The following is a 22,092-nucleotide window of genomic DNA, read 5'->3' on the forward strand; positions in this document are numbered from 1 at the left end:
GCCGGATGAGCCGGATGAGTCGAGTGATGCCTTCGCACCCCCACCGGGGGAGAGCCGGGCTCCGCGCGCCGATCCAAGCCGCCGAGACCACCCGGCACGAAGCACGGAACTACTGAACCGCCATACAGCGGAACCACTGAACCGCCATACCGAGGAGAGCTGCATGCACCAACCGCAGACCACCAAGACTCCCGACCCTGGGGACGACTGTTCCCAGCAGCAGGTCACGTACTACAGAGCACGCGCGAGCGAGTACGACGACACATACGCCGACCGCATGCCCATGCCTCATCTCTCCCGATCGATCGCTCAACTGCCCATCCACGGCGATGTGCTGGAGCTGGCCTGTGGTACGGGCCAGTGGACCCAGCAGCTCGTCGACCGGGCACGCACGGTCACGGCAGTGGACGCCGCGCCGGAGATGATCGCCATCGCCCGGTCCAGGGTGTCGGAAGTCGACACGCGCTTCATCACGGCGGACCTCTTCGACTGGGCGCCCGAGGACCAGTACGACACGGTCTTCTTCGCCTTCTGGCTCAGCCATGTGCCGCCTCCGCGCTTCGCGGCGTTCTGGGGCATGGTGCGCTCCGCGCTGAAGCCGGGCGGCCGCGCCGTCTTCCTCGACGACTCCCTCGCGAAAGCCGCGATCGAGGAACGAACGCAATCCCACCCCGGGGTGCCGACCGTGCGGCGGCGTCTGGCCGACGGGACGGAGCACACAGCGGTCAAGGTGTTCTACGAAGCCTCCGACCTGGTCGGTCAACTGCACTCCCTCGGCTGGGAGTCCGTGATCCGCGATCTCGACTCGTACCACTTCTGTGGCGTCGCCCATCCCGTAGGAGCGGTAGGAACGGTAGGAGCAGGGCAGACATGACTGCTATCCATGGCTACCCGGCGCGCTCCAGCGTCCGGGCAGGAGAAGCGATCCGCCTCCATATCGCCTCCTCGACCCCGCGCGTGTACGTCGACTTCTATCGCTGGGGCGGATCCATCCAGCACGCGGGCAGCGCGGCCTGGACTGGCGCCGCGGCCCCGCCGGGTCAGCACGGCGCGGATTGGAGGTGGCCCGCGTACGACTTCCCGATTCCGTCGGACTGGCCCTCTGGTGTGTACGTGGCTGTGCTTCGGGCTCAACCCTGCGACGACGGAGCGTCGGCCCTGGACGCCCGCGAGGGCAGGCTGCTGTTCGTCGTCACTCCGGGGACTCCGACGGGCCGCGGCATCCTGTACAAGATCCCCACCTTCACCTATCAGGCGTACAACACCGCAGGTGGCGGCAGCCTCTACAGCTCAGGACAGGTCACGCTGCGACGACCGGGAGGAGGCGTGGGCGGCCCGGTCAAGGGACTGCCCGACCCATACGACCCCCACTCTCCCCGGCAGACCTTCGCCCACTGGGACGCGCGCTTCATCGCCTGGATGGAGCAGAACGGCTTCGAGGCGGACTTCTGCACGGACCTGGATCTGCACGAAGGCCGCCACCTCGACCACGGACATCGACTCCTGCTGTCCGCGGGACACGACGAGTACTGGACCGCCGAGACCCGTAGCCGCATCACCGCCTTCCGTGACGCGGGCGGCAACATCGCCAACTTCGGCGCGAACACCTGCTGGTGGCGTGTGAGGCTCACCGACGAGGCCACGGCTCTCGCCTGTGACAAGTTCCCACCAGCGGCGGTCCAACATGGCGTCGACCCGGACAGCGCACACGGATGCCCGGACCACTGGTGGGAGACCGACCCCGAGAACACGCTCCTCGGCGTCAGCTACCGAGGCGGAGGCGGCCACTGGGACGGGCACCGCGAGCCGCTCGGATTCACCGTCATGGACCCCAGCCACTGGATATTTGACGGGACAGGGCTCAAGCGTGGCGACGTGTTCGGTATCGACGACGCGCTCGTCGGATACGAATGCGACGGCGCGGCGTACACGACCGACGCTCGGGGGCGGCCTCATCCGACGGGCGAGGACGGTACCCCGCGGAACTTCAGCATCCTCGGGATCGCCCAACTCCCCGACGACACCTGGAACGTCGCCGCCCGTGAACCGACCGCCAGCCCCCGCGCGGCCACGCTCGGCCTCTACAGCAGCCGCGGCACGGTGTTCACCGCGGCCACGACGGACTGGGCACGGGGTCTCGCCACGAACCCCACCATCGCGGCGATCACTCGCAACGTCCTCCGCCGCCTCTCCTGAGTGCGGAAGCTCCTTGAGCACAGTTCCCCGGAATACAGAAGGGACCGGCATGTCCATTTCCTACCGTCCGCTCCGCATCCTCATCGGCGTCAACGGCATCGGCATGGGCCACTCCGTAAGGCAAAGCGTCATCGCCCAGTACTTACGCGACCGGGGCCACGAGATACGCATCGTCACAAACGGTCCCGAGCGAGTCGCGTACTTCCGCGATCTGGGCTTTCGCGCCGCGGATGCCTGGATGCCCGCGCTGCTGGCTCGCGGCGACCGCATCCACCCCACCGACGCGATCCGCACCAACTTGTCGCGCCTGCCAGGCGGTCTGGCCCAGCATCTGCGCCTTCGCCGAGCCATCGAGGCCGACGGCGTGCCGGACGTCTTCATCACCGACTACGAGCCCAACTCCTCACGCCTCGCGTACCACTTCGGCAGACCGCTGATCTCCATAGACCAGCAGAGCAAGTACCGTCACCTCGACCTGCCACGCCTGGGCCACTTGGCCCGCACAGCCGAGGAACAGCGCCTGCGCTACTTCACGCCCCGCGCCGACCGCTCCTTCATCTGCTCCTTCACACCGCTGCACACTGAGGATCCGGCCCTGGAGTTCATCGCCCCGGTGGTGCCAGATGCAGTGCGACGGGCCCTAGTCCGCACCGAACCGCTGGCCACGGCGTACTTCTCCCGCTACTTCGGCCATGGCCCGGAGGACAGCGTCCGCGTCCTCGCACAGACCTTCCGCGATCACATCCCGGAACGAACGCTGCGCGTGTACGCCCAACCCTCCGAGATCAGCAACCTGCGCCCGTTCGCTGACGACAGCATCGAGATCCGTCCCTTCGGCCGGGAGGCATTCCTGGCCGACCTGGCACGTTCCGAAGCCGTCTTCTCCAACGCCGGGTTCAACCTCATCAGTGAGGCATTCGCGCTGGGGAAGCCCGTGCACCTGGTGCCCCTGCCGACCTACGACCAGCACTGGTGCGCCACCACGGTCGACCAGGCGGAACTCGGCACCACCGCGCCCCACATCGAGCCCGGCCAAGTCCTCGACTTCCTCAACCGCATCGGTGAACTCCGGGACAACGTGGAACGCCACCGCGACGCCCACCTCCGGAGCGATCCACGCGAGCGCATCGCCACCTACCTCGAATCACACGCTCCGGACGAGAGACCGACTCCCCTCGCGGCCGTGCGGTAGTCGGCCGTGGGTATATCGCGGCACACCGACTCCATACGCCTAGCCGCAGCCCTGGCCACCACCCTGCTCTGCTACCGGTACGTGGTCTCGCCCACCGTCCGTGGACTGTCGGCCCGGCCCACGCCATGGCGGTACGCAACTGCCGTCGGCATCGTTCTGGTGCCTGTGGTCCTGGGGCATAAGTTCTTGGGGCCTGGTCCGCTCGGATGGGTTGTGACGACGGCCGTCGTACTCCTCACCTGGCAGGGCTCCACCAGCGACTACGACGTCACCCAGCCCATCCCGCCCCAGCGTCGCGACAAGCTCGTCCTCCTCGCGTTGGCACTCCTGGCCGGGCTGTGGTCTCCGGTGCTTCTGCTCTGGCTTGCGCAGTACTGCGGGCGCCTACGTGGTTGGAAGCACCACGCGATGATGCCCCTGAGACTGATCAAGGCATACGTCGCATGGCTGCCCGCGAGCATGGCCTTCGCCCCGGCGGTGAGCCGCAGCGCCCTGCTGCTCGTGCTCGGATGCGTCTCCCTCTCGCACTACGTGAAGCCAGCCTGGAGCAAGCTCCGACTCGGCCCACGACCTTGGTCTTGGGCGTGGGAGAACCACACCCACTACCTTATGGCTTCGGCGTACTGCTGGGGCTGGGCCCGGTTCCTTCGCGCCGAGACCGTGGAACGCCTGCTCGGCCCGGTATCCAAGCTGAACCGTCCACTCAACTTCCTCACCCTCGCCGTCGAGGCGGCAGGCTTGATCGCTTTCCTCGACCGGCGACTGCTCGTCGCTGCGCTGGCAGCCACCGTGCTGTTCAACCTCGCTGTCGCTGTGGGCAGCGGGATCCTCTTCTGGGAGAACATCGCCAGCAACGCGGCCTTCGCGATCGTCGTCTCCACGCTGCCCAGCACGTACATCCCGGCTTTCGGATGGCCGGTCGCCGCGTTCGCGTCGCTCGTCATTGTCCTGAGCGTGACCGACCTGCTGTGGCAGCCCTGGCATCTGGCCTGGTGGGACACGCCCTTCACGGCGCGCGTGCACTGGGAGGTCGAGACGGCCTCCGGTGCGCGACGAGGCATCTACAACAACTTCATGTGCCCCTACGAACGCGAATTCGGCCGTGTGGAGGGCTACTTCCTCACCAAGGAGCCCGTACTCCACGGCCACCTCGGCATCGTCTGGGACGGCACCCTGCGGGATCGTCTCGCGAAGGCGGATGGCGACCAAGGGGAGTTGCGCGTACTCAAGCAGCAGTACGGCACGAAGCAGAAGGACGAGCGCTTGGCGCGCCGCCACGCCACCTTCCTCGCGGCCATGTTCAACCGCCTCAACTCAGGTGTGCCCAAGGGGCCATTGCCGCGTTGGCTGCGCTGCTTCAAGGCGCCCGGCGGCCAGCTCTACTACTGGGGCGATCTCCCGCCGTACCGCGGTGAAGAAACGGTCCGCCGCATCACGATCCGCTACCAGGAGCGCTGCTACCGCTCCTCCACGAGCGACTTCGCCCTGCTCGCCGACCGCGTCGTGCAGGAGATCGAAGTAGACCCCACTCCACCGACCTCCACCCAAGGAAGCCACCCATGCGGAACATCTTCATCGACTGCGGAGCCAACCTCGGAGTCATCCTCGGCCGCTTCATCCGTGACCTTCCGGACTACGCCTTCTACGCCCTCGAACCCAACGCGGAACTGATCCCGTTCATCCACGACCAGGTGGCGAGCACCCAGAGCACGGCTCCCGTCGAGATCTTGAACTCGGCGGCCTGGACTCACAACGGAACGATCGACCTCTATCTCGGCCACCACGAGAGCTCCACCGTGATGCCCGGCAAGGTCGTTCCTCCCGTCTACGACCAGCAGATCGACTACGACGCCCCGGTGCAGGTGCCCGCACTCGACTTCAGCGCTTGGCTGCGCCGCACCGCGACCCCTGACGATCACGTCGTCGTGAAGATGGACATCGAGGGCGCCGAGTACCCCGTGCTCACCAAAATGCTCGCCGACGGCACCGTCGGACTGATCTCGACCCTGTACGTCGAGTGGCACCACGACCGCTTTCCCGCGATGCGGCGGACCGACCACGACAAGCTCGTCGATGCCGTGTCCGCCCACACTGACGTGCGCGACTGGGACTGACGCAGCCGGGAGGAGCGACCGCCATGCGAGTCCAGCACATCTTCTTGATCAAGCACGGAGAGACCGAGGAGAACCGCCTCGGCATTCACCAAGGGCAGGCCGTCGGCGGAACGTTGAGTCAGCGCGGCGCCCACGACCTTCGCCAGGTCGGTACGGCCTTTGCCGAATCCCGCATCGTGGCGGACCAGATGCTTGTCAGCCCCATGCCGCGATGCCGAGCATCCGCCGATGTCCTGTCCCAGACAGTCGCGCCATTCAGCACCCGCACAGACCGGCGACTCGCGGCCAAGGACAGCGGCCACCTAGGTGGCCAGCCACGCGAGACGGCGATGGCAGAAGCCGCGCGCGTCGGCGTACCCGTCCATCAACTCCGCACACCGAACGGGGAATCCTCGGAGGACGTACAGGCCCGCTACGTGAACCTGTGGAGGGAGATCGCTTCAACTTCCGCCCAGACCACGGTCCTTGTGGGCCACGGAGGCGGCATCGCCTGCCTCCTGCTGCACCTCACCGGGCACAGCTTCGACCGCTACCTCGACCTCGTGCCGGGATCGGCCGACACGACGTGGGTCGAAGTGATCGACGGCATTCCGCACATCCGCTGCATGAACACTGCCCCGAACCAGTTGCTCGGGCAGCTCACGGACCGTGCCGCCCGATGAGGAAACGGGCGGCACGGGCACAGAGACGTAGGTCAGGCGGATGCCTCGCCGCCGAAGCGCTCGCGGTAGGACTCCAGGTCTTCCTCGCTGATCTTTGCGAAGAGGACCGGGGGAACCGTGAAGGCGGTACCGGCCGGAACCGTGTCCAAGGCCTTGGCCTGCTCGGCACTCACCCAGGTCGCGGTGTCGCCGTCCAGAGCGAAGGCCGAGCGCATGGCCTTCGCGGACGCCGGGATGAACGGCTCGGAGATGACCGCGTACAGGTGGATGAGGTTCATCGCCGTACGCAGGGTCAGCGCGGCGCCGTCAGGGTCGGTCTTGATCTCCAGCCACGGGGCCTTCTCCTCCAGGTAGGAGTTGCCCGCCGACCACAGGGCTCGCAGCGCGGCCGCGGCCTTGCGGAACTGGAGGGCCTCCATCTGCGCCTCGTACTCGGTGAGCAGCCGCGCGATCTCCTCGCCCAGCTTCGCCTCCGCCTCCCCGGCCGTGTGCCCGGCCGGGACCTCGTCGCCGAAGCGCTTCCGGGAGAAGGACAGCACGCGGTTGACGAAGTTGCCGAGGGTGTCGGCCAGGTCCTTGTTGACCGTGGCGGCGAAGTGCTCCCAGGTGAAGGAGGAGTCGTCGGACTCGGGGGCGTTGGCGATGAGGAAGTAGCGCCAGTAGTCGGCGGGCAGGGTCTCCAGGGCCTGGTCGGTGAACACGCCGCGCTTCTGGGAGGTGGAGAACTTGCCGCCGTAGTACGTCAGCCAGTTGAAGCCCTTGACGAAGTCGACCCTCTTCCACGGCTCGCGTACACCGAGCTGGGTGGCCGGGAACATCACCGTGTGGAAGGGGACGTTGTCCTTCGCCATGAACTCCGTGTACCGGACGTCGTCGGCCTCGTACCACCACGACTTCCAGTCCCGGGTCTCACCGTCCGAGGCGGCGTCCGACCATTCCTTCGTCGCACCGATGTACTCGATCGGGGCGTCAAACCAGACGTAGAAGACCTTGCCATCGGCCGCGAGCTCGGGCCAGGTGTCGGCCGGTACCGGCACGCCCCAGTCCAGGTCGCGGGTGATCGCGCGGTCGTGGAGGCCTTCGGTGAGCCACTTGCGGGCGATGGACGAGGAGAGCTGCGGCCACTCGTCACCGACCTCGTCGATCCACGCCTCGACTTCGCCCTGCAACTTCGACTGCAGCAGGAAGAGGTGCTTGGTCTCGCGGACCTCAAGCTCGGTGGAGCCGCTGATGGCCGACCGCGGGTCGATCAGGTCGGTCGGGTCGAGGACGCGGGTGCAGTTTTCGCACTGGTCGCCGCGCGCCTTGTCGTAGCCGCAGTGCGGGCAGGTGCCCTCGACATAGCGGTCGGGGAGGAAGCGGCCGTCGGCGGGGGAGTACACCTGCCGGATCGCCCGCTCCTCGATGAAGCCGTTCTCGTTCAGCTTCCGCGCGAAGTGCTGGGTGATCTCCAGGTTCTGCTGGCTGGAGCTGCGGCCGAAGTAGTCGAAGGCCAGCTCGAAGCCGTCGTACACGGCCTTCTGCGCGTCGTGCGCCTGCGCGCAGAACTCGGCGACCGGCAGCCCCCGCTCCTTGGCGGCCAGCTCGGCGGGCGTGCCGTGCTCGTCGGTGGCGCAGATGTAGAGGACGTCGTGGCCGCGCTGGCGGAGGTACCGGGAGTACACATCCGCCGGAAGCATCGACCCGACCATGTTGCCCAGGTGCTTGATCCCGTTGATGTAGGGAAGCGCGCTGGTGATCAGGTGTCGAGCCATCCTGGGATGCTCCATTTCGTACGTACGGCGCCGGTGACGCTGCCACGGCGGGCCCAAGTCGGGAGGCCTGAGCCGGCGCGGCCACCGAGGTCGCACCGGGCGTCACGCAACGTGGCGTAACGGTCTGCAGGCCGTCGTCATCGTATCGAACTGCGGTAAGCCCTCTCGCCGTGCGCTTTCCCGCACCGCGAGCACCTGCGAATAGACGCTTGGCCGCACAGGACAGGCGGCCAAGCGAGTCCCGTACGGCCAAGCGGAGCCCATTCTACGACTCCGCCGCACCCTCTCGTCCTCACGCTTCGCACCCACCTCATGACGGAAAGGCGATCATCATGCGTGAACTCGAAACCGCACATGCCGACCTGCGACCACGGCGGGTAGTCGTCGTCGGCCAGGGATACGTCGGCCTCCCTCTCGCAGTCCGCGCCGCCGAGGCCGGACACCTCGTCGTCGGCTACGACATCGACGCGGACCGCGTCAAGCGGCTCATGATCGGTGAGTCGTACGTCGAGGACATCCCCGAGAGCCGCCTTCGTCCCCTCCTGGCATCGGGTGCCTACTGCCCGAGTGTGGAGACATCGGACTGCGCCCACTTCGACGTGGCCGTGATCACCGTCCCCACTCCCTTACGGGACGGGACCCCGGACCTGTCACATGTCGAGGACGCGGCCCGCCTGCTCGGTCGCCACCTCAGGCGGGGCGCGACGGTCGTCCTGGAATCCACCACGTACCCCGGCACGACGGAGGAACTCCTCGCGCCGCTCCTGGAGCGGGTCTCCGGTCTGACGGCCGGGGCCGACTTCCACCTGGGCTACAGCCCCGAGCGGATCGACCCGGGGAACCGCACCTGGACCCTGGAGAACACCCCCAAGGTCGTCTCGGGCGTGGACACCGCCTCACGGGCCGCAGTGCACCACTTCTACGCCTCCCTCGTGGAGACCGTGGTGCCCGTCGCCGACTGCCGAGTGGCCGAGCTGACAAAACTGCTGGAGAACACCTTCCGCCACGTGAACATCGCGCTGGTCAACGAACTGGCGGTGCTCTCCCACGACTTGGGCATCGACATTTGGGCGGCCATCGATGCCGCGGCGACGAAGCCCTTCGGGTTCATGCCCTTCACTCCAGGCCCGGGTGTCGGCGGTCACTGCCTGCCCATCGACCCTTCGTACCTTTCGTGGAGAGTGCAGCGAACGCTGGGCCGTACCATCCGGTTCGTCGAGCTTGCGAACGACGTCAACAACCACATGCCGGACCATGTGGTCCAGCGAGTGACCGCAGGACTCAACGAGCGCAGAACACCGGTCAACGGCGCACGCATCCTGCTGCTCGGCCTCGCGTACAAAGCCGATACGGGCGACATCCGGGAATCCCCGGCGAGACGGGTCGCGGAACTGCTCATAAGCATGGGCGCGGACGTAAAGGCGGCGGACCCGCACGTGCCCGCCTATCAACACCCGTTCGGATTCACAGCGGTCCAGCGTGTCGAGGTAACCCCCGAGTGCCTCAAGTCATCCGACGCGGTGATCCTTCTGGCCGATCACGACGCCTTCGACTACTCCGCGATCACCGCCCACGCCCCGTACGTCCTGGACTGTCGCCGTCGGCTCACCGGAGCCAACACCGAATCGCTCTGATCCCCCGATTCCCCCGAACTCCGTGAAGGAGACGTACATGAAGATCGTCATCACTGGCGGCGCCGGCTTCATCGGCAGCAACCTTGCCCGCTCGCTGACCCGGCACTCCGAGGTTGCCGAAGTCCGCATCATCGACAACCTGTCCACGGGCTACAAGGACAACCTGACCAACCTCTCCGTCCGCTTCTTCGAAGGCGACGTCCAGGACCCCGACCTTCTCGACGAGGCCTTCCAGGGCGCCGACGCGGCCGTCCACCTCGCCGCTCTGCCCTCAGTCCCTCGCTCGCTCAAGGACCCACTCTCCACCCATCATGCGAACGCCACCGGCACCCTCCACGTACTCGAAGCCGCCCGGCGTGCCGGCGACCTTCACGTGATCGCCGCCTCGTCGTCCTCGGTTTACGGGGCAACCCCCAACCTGCCCAAGCACGAGGGCCTCCCGACCGCCCCACTGAGCCCGTACGCCGCCAGCAAGCTCACAACGGAGGCCTACTTAGGCGCCTACCAGCACAGCTTCGGCTTGCCCGTTCTGCCCTTCCGTCTCTTCAACGTCTACGGGCCCGGCCAGCGTGCGGACCATCCGTACGCCGCCGTCATCCCGAAGTGGATCAGCGCCGCACTCGCGGGCCGACCCATCCCACTGCATGGCGACGGCACCCAGACCCGTGACTTCACGTACGTCGGCACGGTCTGCGACATCCTCACTGAGGCCGTTCTTCGGCGGGTGACTGCCTTCAGACCGATGAACCTCGCCTTCGGTGCCCGGGTCTCGCTCCTTGAGCTGCTCTCCGAGATTGAGACTGCGCTCGGTGTCAGAACAGTCACCGAGCGGCTGGCGCCTCGTGCTGGCGATGTCGTGCATTCCCAGGCGAGTTCTGTGCGTCTCCGTACTGCCTTTCCCGAAGTTGGATGTGTGTCGCTTCGAGAGGGTGTCCAGAGGGCTGCGGACTGGTTATGCGAGTTGGGGTGAGGCGTGATGTCCACGTCCGGGGCAGCGGTGACGCCCGGCCCCGGGCAGAGAGGGCACCCGCACCACAGTGTGGTGGTGCGAGATGAGGATCCGGATGGATCGGCAGACGCGGTATGTCTGTGGGGCACCGTCCAGGAGCTGATCTGCAAGGTGTACGTCGACAGACAGTCGCTTACTGAGACTGAAATCATGGTGTCCGGTGGCTTGACCGTGTCGCCTTCTGCGAGCAGGCCGGTGGGCGGGAGGCATCCGTCGATGAGTAAGGGCGTTGGTTGGCGAGGGAGTCGACGTGAAGGCGGAGCGGCTACCCGCAAATATGCAGCCTTATTAGAGAATTCCAATCGATCCCGAACGTTATCAAGTTGATGCGGCATCAGATGCAACCGTGTCTGAAGTCACAACTGCAGCGTGTGTTTTGTGCCGCATGCCCTAAGTGGTCCTCCTGGTCCTCCACTTGGCAGCTACATACAGTCCCCACTTGGTTCCCTCATTAAGGGAATCTTCATCTTCGTGATGGGCCAGGGTGGGATATGTGGTGGCGCCAGCGTTCGCGCGGCGGGGTCGGGGTTGCGGCAGGGCTGGTGAGTGTGGCGCTCGTGGGAGGACTTGTCTCCGCAGCGACCGCAACGGCTGGTTCACCGACGACGCCATCGTCGGTGAAGTCTGCGGACGGGGGGTCCCCCGTTGAAAAGGCAAGTGCCGAGGCGGCATTGGCGGAAGCCAAGCGCACGGGTGATCCGGTCGAGGTGACGTCGCTGCGCAGCGAGAGCAGCGACACCTACGCCACGGCGGACGGAAATCTAGAGGCGCGGGAATACCTGCGTCCGGTGCGGACCCGGGTGGGTGACCAGTGGAAGCCGGTCGACACCGATCTGGTGAAGTCCGCCGATGGAGCAGTTATGCCGAAGGCGGCCACAGTAGGTCTTGAGTTCTCCGGTGGCGGTGACGAGCCGCTGGTGCGCATGACGAAGGCGGGCCGGAAGCTGGCGTTGTCCTGGCCCAGCAAGCTGCCCGCTCCGCAATTGGACGGCGCGACCGCAACCTATGCCGACGTACTTCCGGACGTCGATCTGCGGATGGGGGCCCAGGAGGACGGCTTTACGCAGCTGCTTGTGGTCAAGTCGGCCAAGGCTGCTGAGAGTTCGGAGTTGTCCGAGCTGCGGCTCAAGCTGGCGGCTGACGGCATGGATGTGAAGGAGACGGCGCAGGGCGAGCTCCAGGCGGTCGACAAGGGTGCTCGGGGCGCGGTGTTCGAGGCGCCGAAGCCGATGATGTGGGACTCCAGCACGGGCGCCAACGGGGCGCCGAGTGTGGAGTCTGCGCAGGGCCGTGCCGCCGCGGCCGTCGGGAAGGGCGCCTCGCTGACCGGGGATGAGCCTGCGGCGGGCGAGTCCGGCAAGCTGGCGCCCGTCGAGGTGGACGTTCCTGACGGCGGGAAAGAGCTGGTGCTGACGCCGGACGCGGATGTACTGAAGGGCAAGGACACTACGTATCCGGTCTTCATTGATCCGCAGTGGTATTCGCCGCGAGCGTCGGCGTGGACGATGGCGTCGAAGCACTGGGCGGGCTCGCCGCAGTGGAAGTTCAATGGCGACCGTGACGCGGGCATGGGCTACTGCAACTGGGACTATTGCCAGCCGCACGACACCAAGCGGCTCTTCTACCGCATCCCGGTCTCAAAATTCGCGGGCAAGTCGATCCTGTCGGCCGAGTTCGTGGTCCGTAACACCTGGTCCGCATCCTGCTCGGCTCGCACGGTGGAGCTGTGGCAGACCAAGGACATCTCGTCGTCCACGACATGGAACTCGCAGAACGCCTCCGGATTCTGGACCAAGAAGCTGAAGTCGGAGTCGTTCGCCCATGGCTACTCGGGCTGCGCAGCGAAGGACGCCGAGTTCTCGGTGAAGTCGGCTGTGCAGGATGCAGCGGACAGCCGGGACAAGACGATGACCTTCGGGCTCCAGGCTGCCAGCGAGACTGACCGCGATGCCTGGAAGCGGTTCTCTGACAAGGCATTTTTGCGGGTGAAGTACAATCGTGCGCCCGCGCAGCTCAAGAGCTCGCAGCTGAAGATGCAGTTCGGCGGCACGTGCAAGGCCTCGGGTAACGCTGCGAGGGTCAGCACGATGGGGGCTATTTACGCCAATGACGTGAAGGACCCGGACGGCGACAGTGTGTCGGTCCAGTTCCAGGCCAAGTGGGACGGCGGCAGTTGGAAGCCGGAGCGTTCCTCTGCGAAGAAGTCCGGCTCCAGCTTTGCGATCAGCCTGCCAGCGTCGAAGATTCCGGTGAACAAGCTGGTCAACTGGTATGCGCGTGTCTACGACGGCGCGCAGTACTCGCCATGGTCGTACGCCGGGAATCCGGAGGCCTGCTACTTCATCTACGACACCAAAGTGCCCAAAGCGCCCTCAATTGCTTCAGGTGAGTACCCGGCATCGGACCCCGAGAATCCGAGTGATCCCTGGTACGACGGAGTAGGCAAGTACGGGTCATTCGAGCTGAAGGCCGCCGACAAGGACGTGACGTCGTACTGGTACGGCATCAACAACGACCCCACCTCGAAGAACAAGATCACTACAACTGGTGGTGCGGCGAAGATCGCCAAGGTGCTGCCATCGCAGCCAGGCCTGAACTTCATCACGGTCAGGGCCTTTGACTCAGCAGGCAACCCGAGTGAGATCCGCACCTACCAGTACCGGGTCAAAGCGGGGCAGCCGGAGCGGGCGACCTGGCAGCTGGATGAGGGCGAGGGTGCGAGTGAGGCCAAGGGATCGACGCCGTCTCGCACCGCACAGCTGCACGGCGGCGCTACGCCGGGCGTGGCCGGTGTGAAGGATACGGCTGTGGTGTTCAACGGCACGGACGGCTACGCCTCGACCGACATACCGGTGGTCAATACCAGTGGCGGGTTCGCCGTCTCAGCGTGGGTGAAGCTGTCGAAGGTGCCTGAGGGCGCGGCGGTCATCGCCACCCAGCCGGGCAACCACAGCCCGGGTTTCGAGCTGTACTACTCCAAGACGTACGACCGCTGGGCGTTCAATCAGTACAAGTCCGATACCGCGGACGCCGGGATCGCCCGCGCGATGGCGGACAAGCCCGGCGGCGTGGTCGCCGACAAGTGGACGCACCTGATCGGCTCCTACGACTCGGCGCGCGACGTGCTGGAGCTGTTCGTCGACGGCAAGCTGGTCGGCCAGACCGCTTACGACAGCCCGTGGGAGGCTCGTCGCGGTCTGCAGCTTGGGGCCGCCTCGTACAGCGGTGCCCCCGCGGCCTTCTTCCCGGGCGCGGTCGACGCGGTGCAGCTGTTCGACAAGCCGCTGGCCCAGGACGAGGTCGACAAGTTGCACGCGCAGCAGACGATCGGCGACCCGGGCCGTCCCGCGCTGGCAGTCTTCGACCTGGACGAGCCGGCGGATGCCACTGAGATCGGTGGACACGGTGGGGTGCTGCCTGCCAAGTACCACGGCGGCGTCACCACCGGCATCCCCGGCATCGCGGGCAAGGCCACCACGTTCAACGGCACCGACGGCTACGCGAAGATCGGCCAGACCAGCGGTCCGCACCTGAACACTTCACGCAGCTTCACCGTCTCTGCCTGGGCCAAGCTGGACAAGAAGCCAGACGGCGCGGCGATCATCACCGCGCAGGCGGGCAAAGAGCGCCCCGGCTTCGAGCTGTACTACTCCTCCACCTATAACCGGTGGGCGGTCAACCAGTACTCTGCTGACGCGGCGGACGCTACCCCGATCCGTGCCATGCAACCGGACGGCGCCAGCGCCTATGTGGGGGAGTGGGCGCAGCTGGTGGGTGTGCACGACACGGTCGCCAACACCCTGACGCTGTACGTCAACGGGGCCAAGGCTGGATCGGTTCCGCTGGCCGGGGCGTTCTACGCGGACCAGTCCATGTACCTGGGCGCGGGCAGCTACAGCGGCCAGGTGAAGAACCACTTCCCGGGCAGCATTGACGACGTGCGTCTCCTTGACCGGCCGGTGTCGGCCGAGGAAGTCCAGCAGATGTTCAAGCAGCGTCCGCTGGTCAAGGGCCGCTGGAACTTCGAGGAGAGCAGCGTGAGCAGCCCGGCCACTACGCCGGACTCCTCGTCCGAGAAGCGCCCGATGAGCCTGCACGGTGGTGCGCGGCTCGGCGAGGGCATGATCGACCTGCAGGGGCTGGAACTGAACGGCACCGATGCGTACGCGGCCACTTCCGCGATGCCCGTCGACACCAGCGGCAGCTTCACCGTCGCGGCCTGGGCTCGGGCCGCGGCGACACCGGATCATGACGTGGCCTTGGTCAGTGGAGAGGGCAGTAGCCGCAGTGCCTTCGAGGTCCGCTTCGTCCCGGATGCCAAGGACCCAGAAGGACTTGGTCGTTGGGAGCTCACTCTGCCAGCCAAGGATGGTACGGACGCCGTAGTTACCCAGGTGGGCAGCACTGAGTTCGATGATGCCCGCGTGTGGAACCACCTCACAGTGGTCTACGACGGCTTCGCCAAGGAAGCCCGCCTCTACGTCAACGGGATCCTGCAGGAAGTCGCGTGCGGGGACGCGGACGGCAACGGGGACGCGGACGACGCCGCTTGCCAGGACCTGATCGCCTGGGCCGACAACGCCCTGACCTTCAAGGCCACCAAGTCCCTGCAGGTCGGCAGGGCCAAGGGCGATGCCGCGGGTTCGTACTTCGCCGGTTCCGTGGACGACGTGTGGACCTTCCAAGGCGCCCTGAACGACAGCCAGGTCAGCGAGCTGGCCGGTTCCTTGTTCGGCCTTCCCACCGACGTACCCGCCGGCAGCTGACCCGGCCCCCGGGTGCGCGTCCGAGTTCCGCTCGGTCGCGCACCCGGGCTTACCCACACCTCTTGCTCTTCAAAGTTTCGCGCCGGTCCGCCTTGACGGACCAGGCGCCTGGCAGCGACGGATGCGACACGTATGAGACCCAAGTTCCAACGGCGTTCTGGCCCCACATTCCGGCGGCGCATGTCCCTGGCTCTGTCCGCGGTCCTGGTCGGCACGCTGCTGCAGGCCGCAGCAGCGCCGACCGCCGTAGCCGAAGGCAGTAACCTACCCGGCCTCCCGAAGTCCGAAAGGCCGGTAGCGGGCAAGAACGACCCCAAGGCCGAGCCACGCATTCTCTCCAAAGGCCCCAGGACACCCAGCCGGACTCCCAAGAAGTCCTGGCCCAAGGGCGGCACGGCCGACGTCATCCTGCCTGACTCCTCCGCTAAGGGGGCCGACAAGTTCCTCGCAGCCAAGGGGCAGCCCATCGGTGTCGCTTTGGCACGGACCGCCCGCGGCAAGAAGGCCGAGGGCACGGCGCCGCACCGTATCGAGACCCGAGTCCTGGATCGCACGCGGGCCGAACGCGCGGGGGTACAGGGCTTGTTGTTCGCCCTGACTCCGACGGAAGCGCCCCAGACCGAGCCCAAGTCGATGAGCCGTACGGCCAGGGCGGCCGACGCCGCGGTGGCGGTCACAGTCGACTACACGGACTTCGCCGAAGCCTTCGGCGGCGGTTACGCATCGCGCCTGCGGCTGGTCGAGCTCCCCGCCTGCGCGGTCACCACGCCGACGAAGGACACCTGCCGAACCGGCAAGCCCGTCGCGGCCGAGAACAACACCGAGAAGCGCACCTTGACCGCTGACTCGGTGCACCTGAAGTCCGGTGGCGCGACGGTGCTAGCGGCCGCCGCGGACACCGAAGGAATCAAGGGCGACTACAAGGCCACCGCGCTGTCGGCCTCGTCAGCCTGGAGCACGGACCTGAACACCGGCGACTTCTCCTGGTCGTACGAGATGCCGGTACCTGAGGTGCCCGGGTCGCTGAGTCCGAGTGTGGGGCTGTCTTACTCCTCGGGCTCCATCGACGGTCGTACTGGCGGTACGAACAACCAGGGCTCGTGGGTCGGCGACGGTTTCGATCTGTGGCCCGGTTCCATCGAGCGGCGTTACAAGTCCTGCGCTGATGACGGTGAGAAGAACTCCGACGGCAGCAAGCCCGGCGACCAGTGCTGGGCGTACGACAACGCCACTCTGACGTTCAATGGCAAGGGCGGTGAACTCGTCTCTGCGGGCAATGACGAGTTCAAGCTGAAGAGCGACGACGGCACCAAGATCAAGCGGCTGAGGTCGACCGACCGCGGCAACGGTGACAACGACGGGGAGTATTGGCGCGTCACCACGCCAGATGGCACGCGCTACTACTTCGGCTACAACCGCCTGCCCGGCTGGGCGGAAGGCAAGGACGCCACCAACTCCACCTGGACGACGCCGGTCTTCGGTAACAACAGCGGAGAGGAGTGCCACAAGGACACCTTCGCGGCATCCTGGTGCCAGCAGGCCTGGCGATGGAATCTTGACTACGTCGTCGATCCGCACGGCAACGCCATCTCGTACCACTACGCCAAGGAGAGCAACTCCTATGGCCGCAATCTGAAGGCGGAGGACGACACTCCCTACACCCGGGGCGGTTACCTCAAGCGGATCGACTACGGCCTGAAGTCCTCCAGCATGTTCAGCAAGCCGCAGGCCCAGGTTGTCTTCGACAACGCTGAACGCTGCCTCCCGAAGGATGGGGTGACCTGTGCTGCCGACTCCATCGATGACAAGTCGTTCTACTGGTACGACACGCCGTGGGATCTGAACTGCAAGGCTGGCACCAAGTGTGACGAGGGCCGCCTGGGCCCGTCCTTCTGGACCCGCAAGCGCCTGACGGACGTCACCACGAAGGTCCTCAAGGCCGATGGCACCTATGCCGAGGTCGACTCCTGGAAGCTGGCCCACCGCTGGGCATGGCCGACACCGATTATCAGCTACTGCTCGACAGCATTCAGCACACCGGTCACTCCGCCTCACCGGCCGTCACGCTACCGAAGACCACCTTCGCGTACACCCAGCACGCCAACCGGCTCGACAAGATCGGGGACGGCTACGCGCCCTTCATCAAGGCACGCCTCTCGGATGTCGCGGACGAGTACGGCGGCCAGGTCACGGCCAACTACTCGGATCCCGTCTGTGACTTCGACAAGCTGCCGACCCCGCAGTCGAACACCACCCGCTGCTTCCCGCAGTACATCGGAGGCGACAGCACCACCGACCCCGAACGGCACTGGTTCAACAAGTACGTCACCACCTCCGTCACCTCCTCCGACCGCACGGGCGGGGCACCCGACCAGGTCACCAAGTACGAGTACCTGGGAGATGCGGCGTGGCACTTCGACGATGACGACGGCCTGACCAAGGAGAAGCACAAGACCTGGTCCCAGTGGCGCGGCTATGGCCACGTCCGGGTCAAGACCGGAGGCGAAGGCGGAGCCGACGCTATGAAGTCGCAGGAGGAGCGCTACTTCCTGCGCGGCATGGACGGCGACCGCAAGGACAGTTCGGGCGGTACCAAGTCCGTCAGCGTCCCCCTCGGTGAGGGCGAAGGAGACGCGATCACCGACCATGAGTCGGCCGCGGGCTTCGAGTACAAGGCGGTCGCCTTCGACAAGCCCGGCGGCAAGGTCCTGACCAAGTCGGTGAACCGGCCCTGGCGTCACGAGACGGCCAAGAAGGAACGCAGCTGGGGGACCGTCACCGCGAACCTCACTGGTACTGGCAGTACCAAGGAGTGGACCTCGCTCGACAACGGCGTCGGCAGCAAATGGCGCACCACCTCCAGCACCACCACGCTCGACACCGTGGCCGGGCGGGCCACCCAGGTCGACGACCGAGGCGATGGCTCGACCGCCGATGACAACCAGTGCACCCGCACCACCTTCGCCACCAACACCGCCGACAACATCCTCAACATGCCCTCCCGGGTGGAGACCGTCGCCAAGGCCTGCGACACGGCCGTAGACCGGACCAAAGACGTCATCTCCGACACCCGCACCGCCTACGACGGTGGCGTCTACGGCGCGGCACCGACCAAGGGCGACGCGACGACCACGGCGACCTTGAAGAGTCACAACGGCACCAAGGCCACCTACCTGGAGTCCGGCGCCTCCTACGACGGCTACGGACGCGAACTGACCACCACCGACCTGACGGCCGACGTCACCGCGGAGGAAGGCAAGGACCCGGTCCGCGCCGCGCGCAAGGACGGCCGTACCACCACCACGTCCTACACCCCCGCTACCGGCCGGCCCACGCAGACCAAGGTCACCACGCCGCCCGCCACGTTGCTCGACCCCGCCACAGCCCAGACCACCACCACAGAACTCGACGCGGTCAGCGGCCTCCCGGTCAAGCAGACCGACACCAACGGCAACGTCACCGCATACGCGCATGACGCTCTGGGGCGCTCGGCCAAGGTGTGGCTTGCGAATCGCGAGACCAGCCAGACCCCCAATTACGAGTTCGTCTACGCCGTCACGGAGGGGAAACCGTCGACCGTCGCCACCAAGACCCTCGACAACAGCGGCGGCCAGATCACCTCGTACGCGCTCTACGACGGCTTCCTGCGTGAGCGCCAGACCCAGGCCCCGGGCCCGAGTCCGGACGCATCCTCACTGACGTCTTCTACGACGAACGGGGCCTGGCAACAAAGACCTTCGCCCCCTACTACACAACCGGCGCACCCACCACCACCCTCTTCGAGCCCAACGACATCAGGACGGTGGAGACCCAGAACCGCACCACCTACGACGGTCTGGGCCGCGAGGTCGAGAACCAGCAGCTGGGCGCTCATGTCGACGGCGCGAAGGTCCTGAACACCACCACCACCGTGTACGGCGGAGACCGCGCCACGGTGATCCCGCCCGAGGGCGGCACCGCCACCACCACCCTCACCGACGCCCGCGGCAACACGACCGAACTGCGCCAGCACCACGAGCGCAAGGCCGACGCGGCATACGACACCACGCTCTACACGCACACGCCGCGCGGCGAACTGTCCAAGGTCACCGACCCGGCCGGCAACAGCTGGACCTACACCTACGACCAGCTCGGCCGCCAGACCGAGACGACCGACCCCGACCGGGGCAAATCCATCAGTGACTATGACGACCGGGGCCAGCTGACCACCAGCACGGACGCCCGCAAAGTGACCTTGGTCAACGTCTACGACAACCTGGGTCGCAAGACCGAACTGCGAGAGGGGACCGACTCTGGCCCCTTGCGCGCCAAGTGGGTCTACGACACGGTCACCGGCGCCAAGGGGCAACTCGCCGAGTCCACCCGCTACATCGGCGACGACGCTTACACCAGCAAGGTCACGGCGTACGACAAGCTCTACCGGGCCACGAAGACCGCCGTCGTCATCCCCGCCAAGGAAGGAAGCCTCCAAGGCGCCTACCAGAGCGGCACCACCTACAAGCCCTCCGGCCTGACCGCCACGGTCAGCTACTCGGCGGCCGGTTCCCTGCCCGCAGGCTCGTTCAACTACGACTACGAAGACAAGACGCTGCGCCCCATCTCGGTCTTCGGCCAAGGCATGACGAGCAGCACCAAGTACAGCTACACCGGCAAGCCCCTGCAGTACGACCTAGGACTGACGGGCAACGCGAAGATCACCCGGGTCACCAACACCTACGAGGCGGGCACGCAGCGTCTGGCCACCTCCCGGGTCGACCGCACGGACCAAGTCGGCGTCGACCGCCACGTCACCTACGGCTACGACGAGGTCGGCAACGTCCGCTCCATGGCCGACGTCTCCCGGACCGGCACCGACAACCAGTGCTTCACCTACGACTACCTGGCCCGGCTCACCGAGGCGTGGACACAGAACACCGCGACGTGCGCTACAGACCCGGCCGGTGACAAGGTCGGCGGACCGGCCCCGTACTGGCATTCCTACACCTACGACAAGGTCGGCAACCGGCAGACCGAAACCCTGCACAATCCGGCGGGTGACAGCACCAAGGACACCAAGCGCACCTACACCTATCCCACTCCCGGAAGCTCCCAGCCGCACACCCTGACTGATGTCAGTACCTCAGGGCCGACCGGCACCAGCAAGTCGATCTTCGAGTACGACGACACCGGCAACACCATCACCCGCAAGGTGAGTGGCGACGGCCAGAAGCTCACCTGGGACGCCGAGGGGCACCTCGCCAAGGTCACCGAGGCCGACAAGGTCACCGAGTACGTGTACGACGCCGACGGCAACCGCCTCATCGGCCGCACCGACGCGGACACCACCCTCTACCTCGGCCACACCGAACTCACCCTCGCCAAGGGTGCGACCAAGGCGAAAGCCACGCGCTACATCACGCTCGGCGGCAGCCACCAGGCGATCCGCAACGACGACGGTACCTTCGACTTCACTATCGCCGACCACCACGGCACCGGCCAACTCGCGATTAACGCAGCCGACCTGGCCCTCAGTCAGAAGCGCACGCTCCCCTTCGGCGGACCGCGTGGTGACGCCCCCAAGGAGTGGCCCGGCACCAAGGGCTTCGTCGGCGGCACCGACGACACCAAAGCCACCGGCCTGACCCACCTCGGGGCCCGCGAATACGACCCGGCCACCGGACGGTTCATCTCGGTCGACCCATTGATGGACCCGACCGACCCGCAGCAGATGCAGGGCTACACCTACGGCAACAACAACCCCGCCACCCTCTCCGACCCCGACGGCCTGCGCCCGATGGGAGCCTGCGACCACGGCGGCCCCTGCAACGTCGGCAGCAAGAAGAAGCCGAAGTGGGAAACCTGGACCTACACCAGCAGAGGCAGCTGGTCCTGGGGCTGGTCCGCCAGCAGCACCTCGCGTTGGACCTCCGGTAACTACCGCTACAGCTCGACCAGTTGGCTGCACTACAACCGCAACTCCGGCTACAGCCTCTCCAACAGCGGCGTATCCAAGATCCGCAAGCCCGAGCCCAAACGTGTCGCGGCGCCGGACTCAAGCATCTATGGCATGGGTACTAACCCCAACTGGAAGCATCATGACAATGCCGCCCCAGCGCCGAAGCAAGACCTCTCGTTCTTGTGCTCGCCCAGTGATAGCAAGTTGAAGTGCGATCTCCGGCAGTCGTCCTACCGCACCTCCGAACTCATCTCGATGGTGGCGGGCGCCAGAGCAGCCGCGGGTGTCAAGGGTTCCAAGGGTCTCAGGAACCCTGGAGGCTGCACCTGCTTCGTGGCCGGCACCCCCGTCCTGATGGCCAACGACACACATAAGGACATCAAGGACGTCGAGGTCGGTGACAAGGTCCTTGCCACCGACCCGGAGACCGGCAAGACCACGGCCCGCAAGGTCACGAACAAGATCGTCACAGACAAGGACAGGGAGTTCGTCGACCTGACGATCTCCGCCAAGGACGGCACCGGATCCCTCACCGCCACCGGTGAACACCCCTTCTGGGTCCCCTCGCTGAAGCTCTGGCTCGAAGCGAACGACCTCGAAGCAGGCATCACCCTGCGTACCGACAAGGGCGAGACGGTCAAGGTCAGGTTTGTCCGGCATTATCAGGAACGGCAGCGCACCTACAATCTCACCGTCGAAGGCGTCCACACGTACTATGTGGTCGCGGGAGAAACGCCGGTACTCGTACACAACAGCGGAGGCCACACCCCAGACGACGGGATGGTCACTGTTGGCCGTTGGATGTCTGGGGCAGAGCATCAGGCGATGAT

At 66.2% G+C, this 22,092-nt stretch carries 10 protein-coding genes and 1 pseudogene; 10 read left to right on the forward strand and 1 reads right to left on the reverse strand.

Going from position 1 to position 22,092, the window contains the following annotated elements:
* Positions 1-163: 163 nt before the first annotated feature.
* The 6 genes from CP970_RS45265 (at position 164) to CP970_RS37605 (ending at position 6,164) form a co-directional block, all read left to right on the forward strand.
* Positions 164-874, forward strand: coding sequence for a class I SAM-dependent methyltransferase (locus CP970_RS45265; protein ID WP_055550542.1), 711 nt, complete (start codon positions 164-166; stop codon positions 872-874).
* Positions 871-2,196 (forward strand): N,N-dimethylformamidase beta subunit family domain-containing protein, encoded by a 1,326-nt coding sequence (locus CP970_RS37585; protein ID WP_055550540.1) that lies wholly within the window; start codon positions 871-873, stop codon positions 2,194-2,196. The genes CP970_RS45265 and CP970_RS37585 overlap by 4 nt, the downstream gene beginning before the upstream one ends.
* 49 nt (positions 2,197-2,245) lie before the next feature.
* Positions 2,246-3,388: a glycosyltransferase family protein gene (locus tag CP970_RS37590; protein WP_055550538.1), complete on the forward strand. Its 1,143-nt coding sequence runs from the start codon at positions 2,246-2,248 to the stop codon at positions 3,386-3,388.
* Positions 3,389-3,601: 213 nt separating this feature from the next.
* Positions 3,602-5,059: a hypothetical protein gene (locus CP970_RS37595; protein ID WP_063806149.1), complete on the forward strand. Its 1,458-nt coding sequence runs from the start codon at positions 3,602-3,604 to the stop codon at positions 5,057-5,059.
* On the forward strand, positions 4,948-5,502 hold the full coding sequence (locus CP970_RS37600; RefSeq protein ID WP_055550536.1) for an FkbM family methyltransferase: 555 nt from the start codon (positions 4,948-4,950) through the stop codon (positions 5,500-5,502). Before CP970_RS37595 ends, CP970_RS37600 begins: the two co-directional genes overlap by 112 nt.
* A 23-nt stretch (positions 5,503-5,525) precedes the next feature.
* A complete protein-coding gene (locus CP970_RS37605) occupies positions 5,526-6,164 on the forward strand; it encodes a histidine phosphatase family protein (protein ID WP_055550534.1) in 639 nt (212 codons plus the stop codon).
* A gap of 32 nt (positions 6,165-6,196) precedes the next feature.
* Here CP970_RS37605 and metG read toward each other — a convergent pair whose 3' ends face one another.
* Complete coding sequence (metG, locus tag CP970_RS37610; protein ID WP_055550532.1) at positions 6,197-7,918, reverse strand: methionine--tRNA ligase; 1,722 nt, start codon at positions 7,916-7,918, stop codon at positions 6,197-6,199.
* Positions 7,919-8,250: 332 nt separating this feature from the next.
* Here metG and CP970_RS37615 point away from each other — a divergent pair, with 332 nt between their 5' ends.
* The 4 genes and pseudogenes from CP970_RS37615 to CP970_RS37630 all read left to right on the forward strand — a co-directional run.
* Complete coding sequence (locus CP970_RS37615; RefSeq protein WP_055550530.1) at positions 8,251-9,552, forward strand: nucleotide sugar dehydrogenase; 1,302 nt, start codon at positions 8,251-8,253, stop codon at positions 9,550-9,552.
* Between the two features lie 37 nt (positions 9,553-9,589).
* Positions 9,590-10,522 (forward strand): NAD-dependent epimerase/dehydratase family protein, encoded by a 933-nt coding sequence (locus tag CP970_RS37620; protein ID WP_055550528.1) that lies wholly within the window; start codon positions 9,590-9,592, stop codon positions 10,520-10,522.
* A 530-nt stretch (positions 10,523-11,052) separates the two neighbouring features.
* Positions 11,053-15,327, forward strand: coding sequence for a LamG-like jellyroll fold domain-containing protein (locus CP970_RS37625; RefSeq protein WP_079043706.1), 4,275 nt, complete (start codon positions 11,053-11,055; stop codon positions 15,325-15,327).
* A 132-nt stretch (positions 15,328-15,459) separates the two neighbouring features.
* Positions 15,460-22,018 (forward strand): annotated as a pseudogene (locus tag CP970_RS37630) (polymorphic toxin-type HINT domain-containing protein); the annotation flags it as partial.
* Positions 22,019-22,092: the final 74 nt, after the last annotated feature.

The organism is Streptomyces kanamyceticus (assembly GCF_008704495.1).
Taxonomy (GTDB): Bacteria; Actinomycetota; Actinomycetes; order Streptomycetales; family Streptomycetaceae; genus Streptomyces; species Streptomyces kanamyceticus.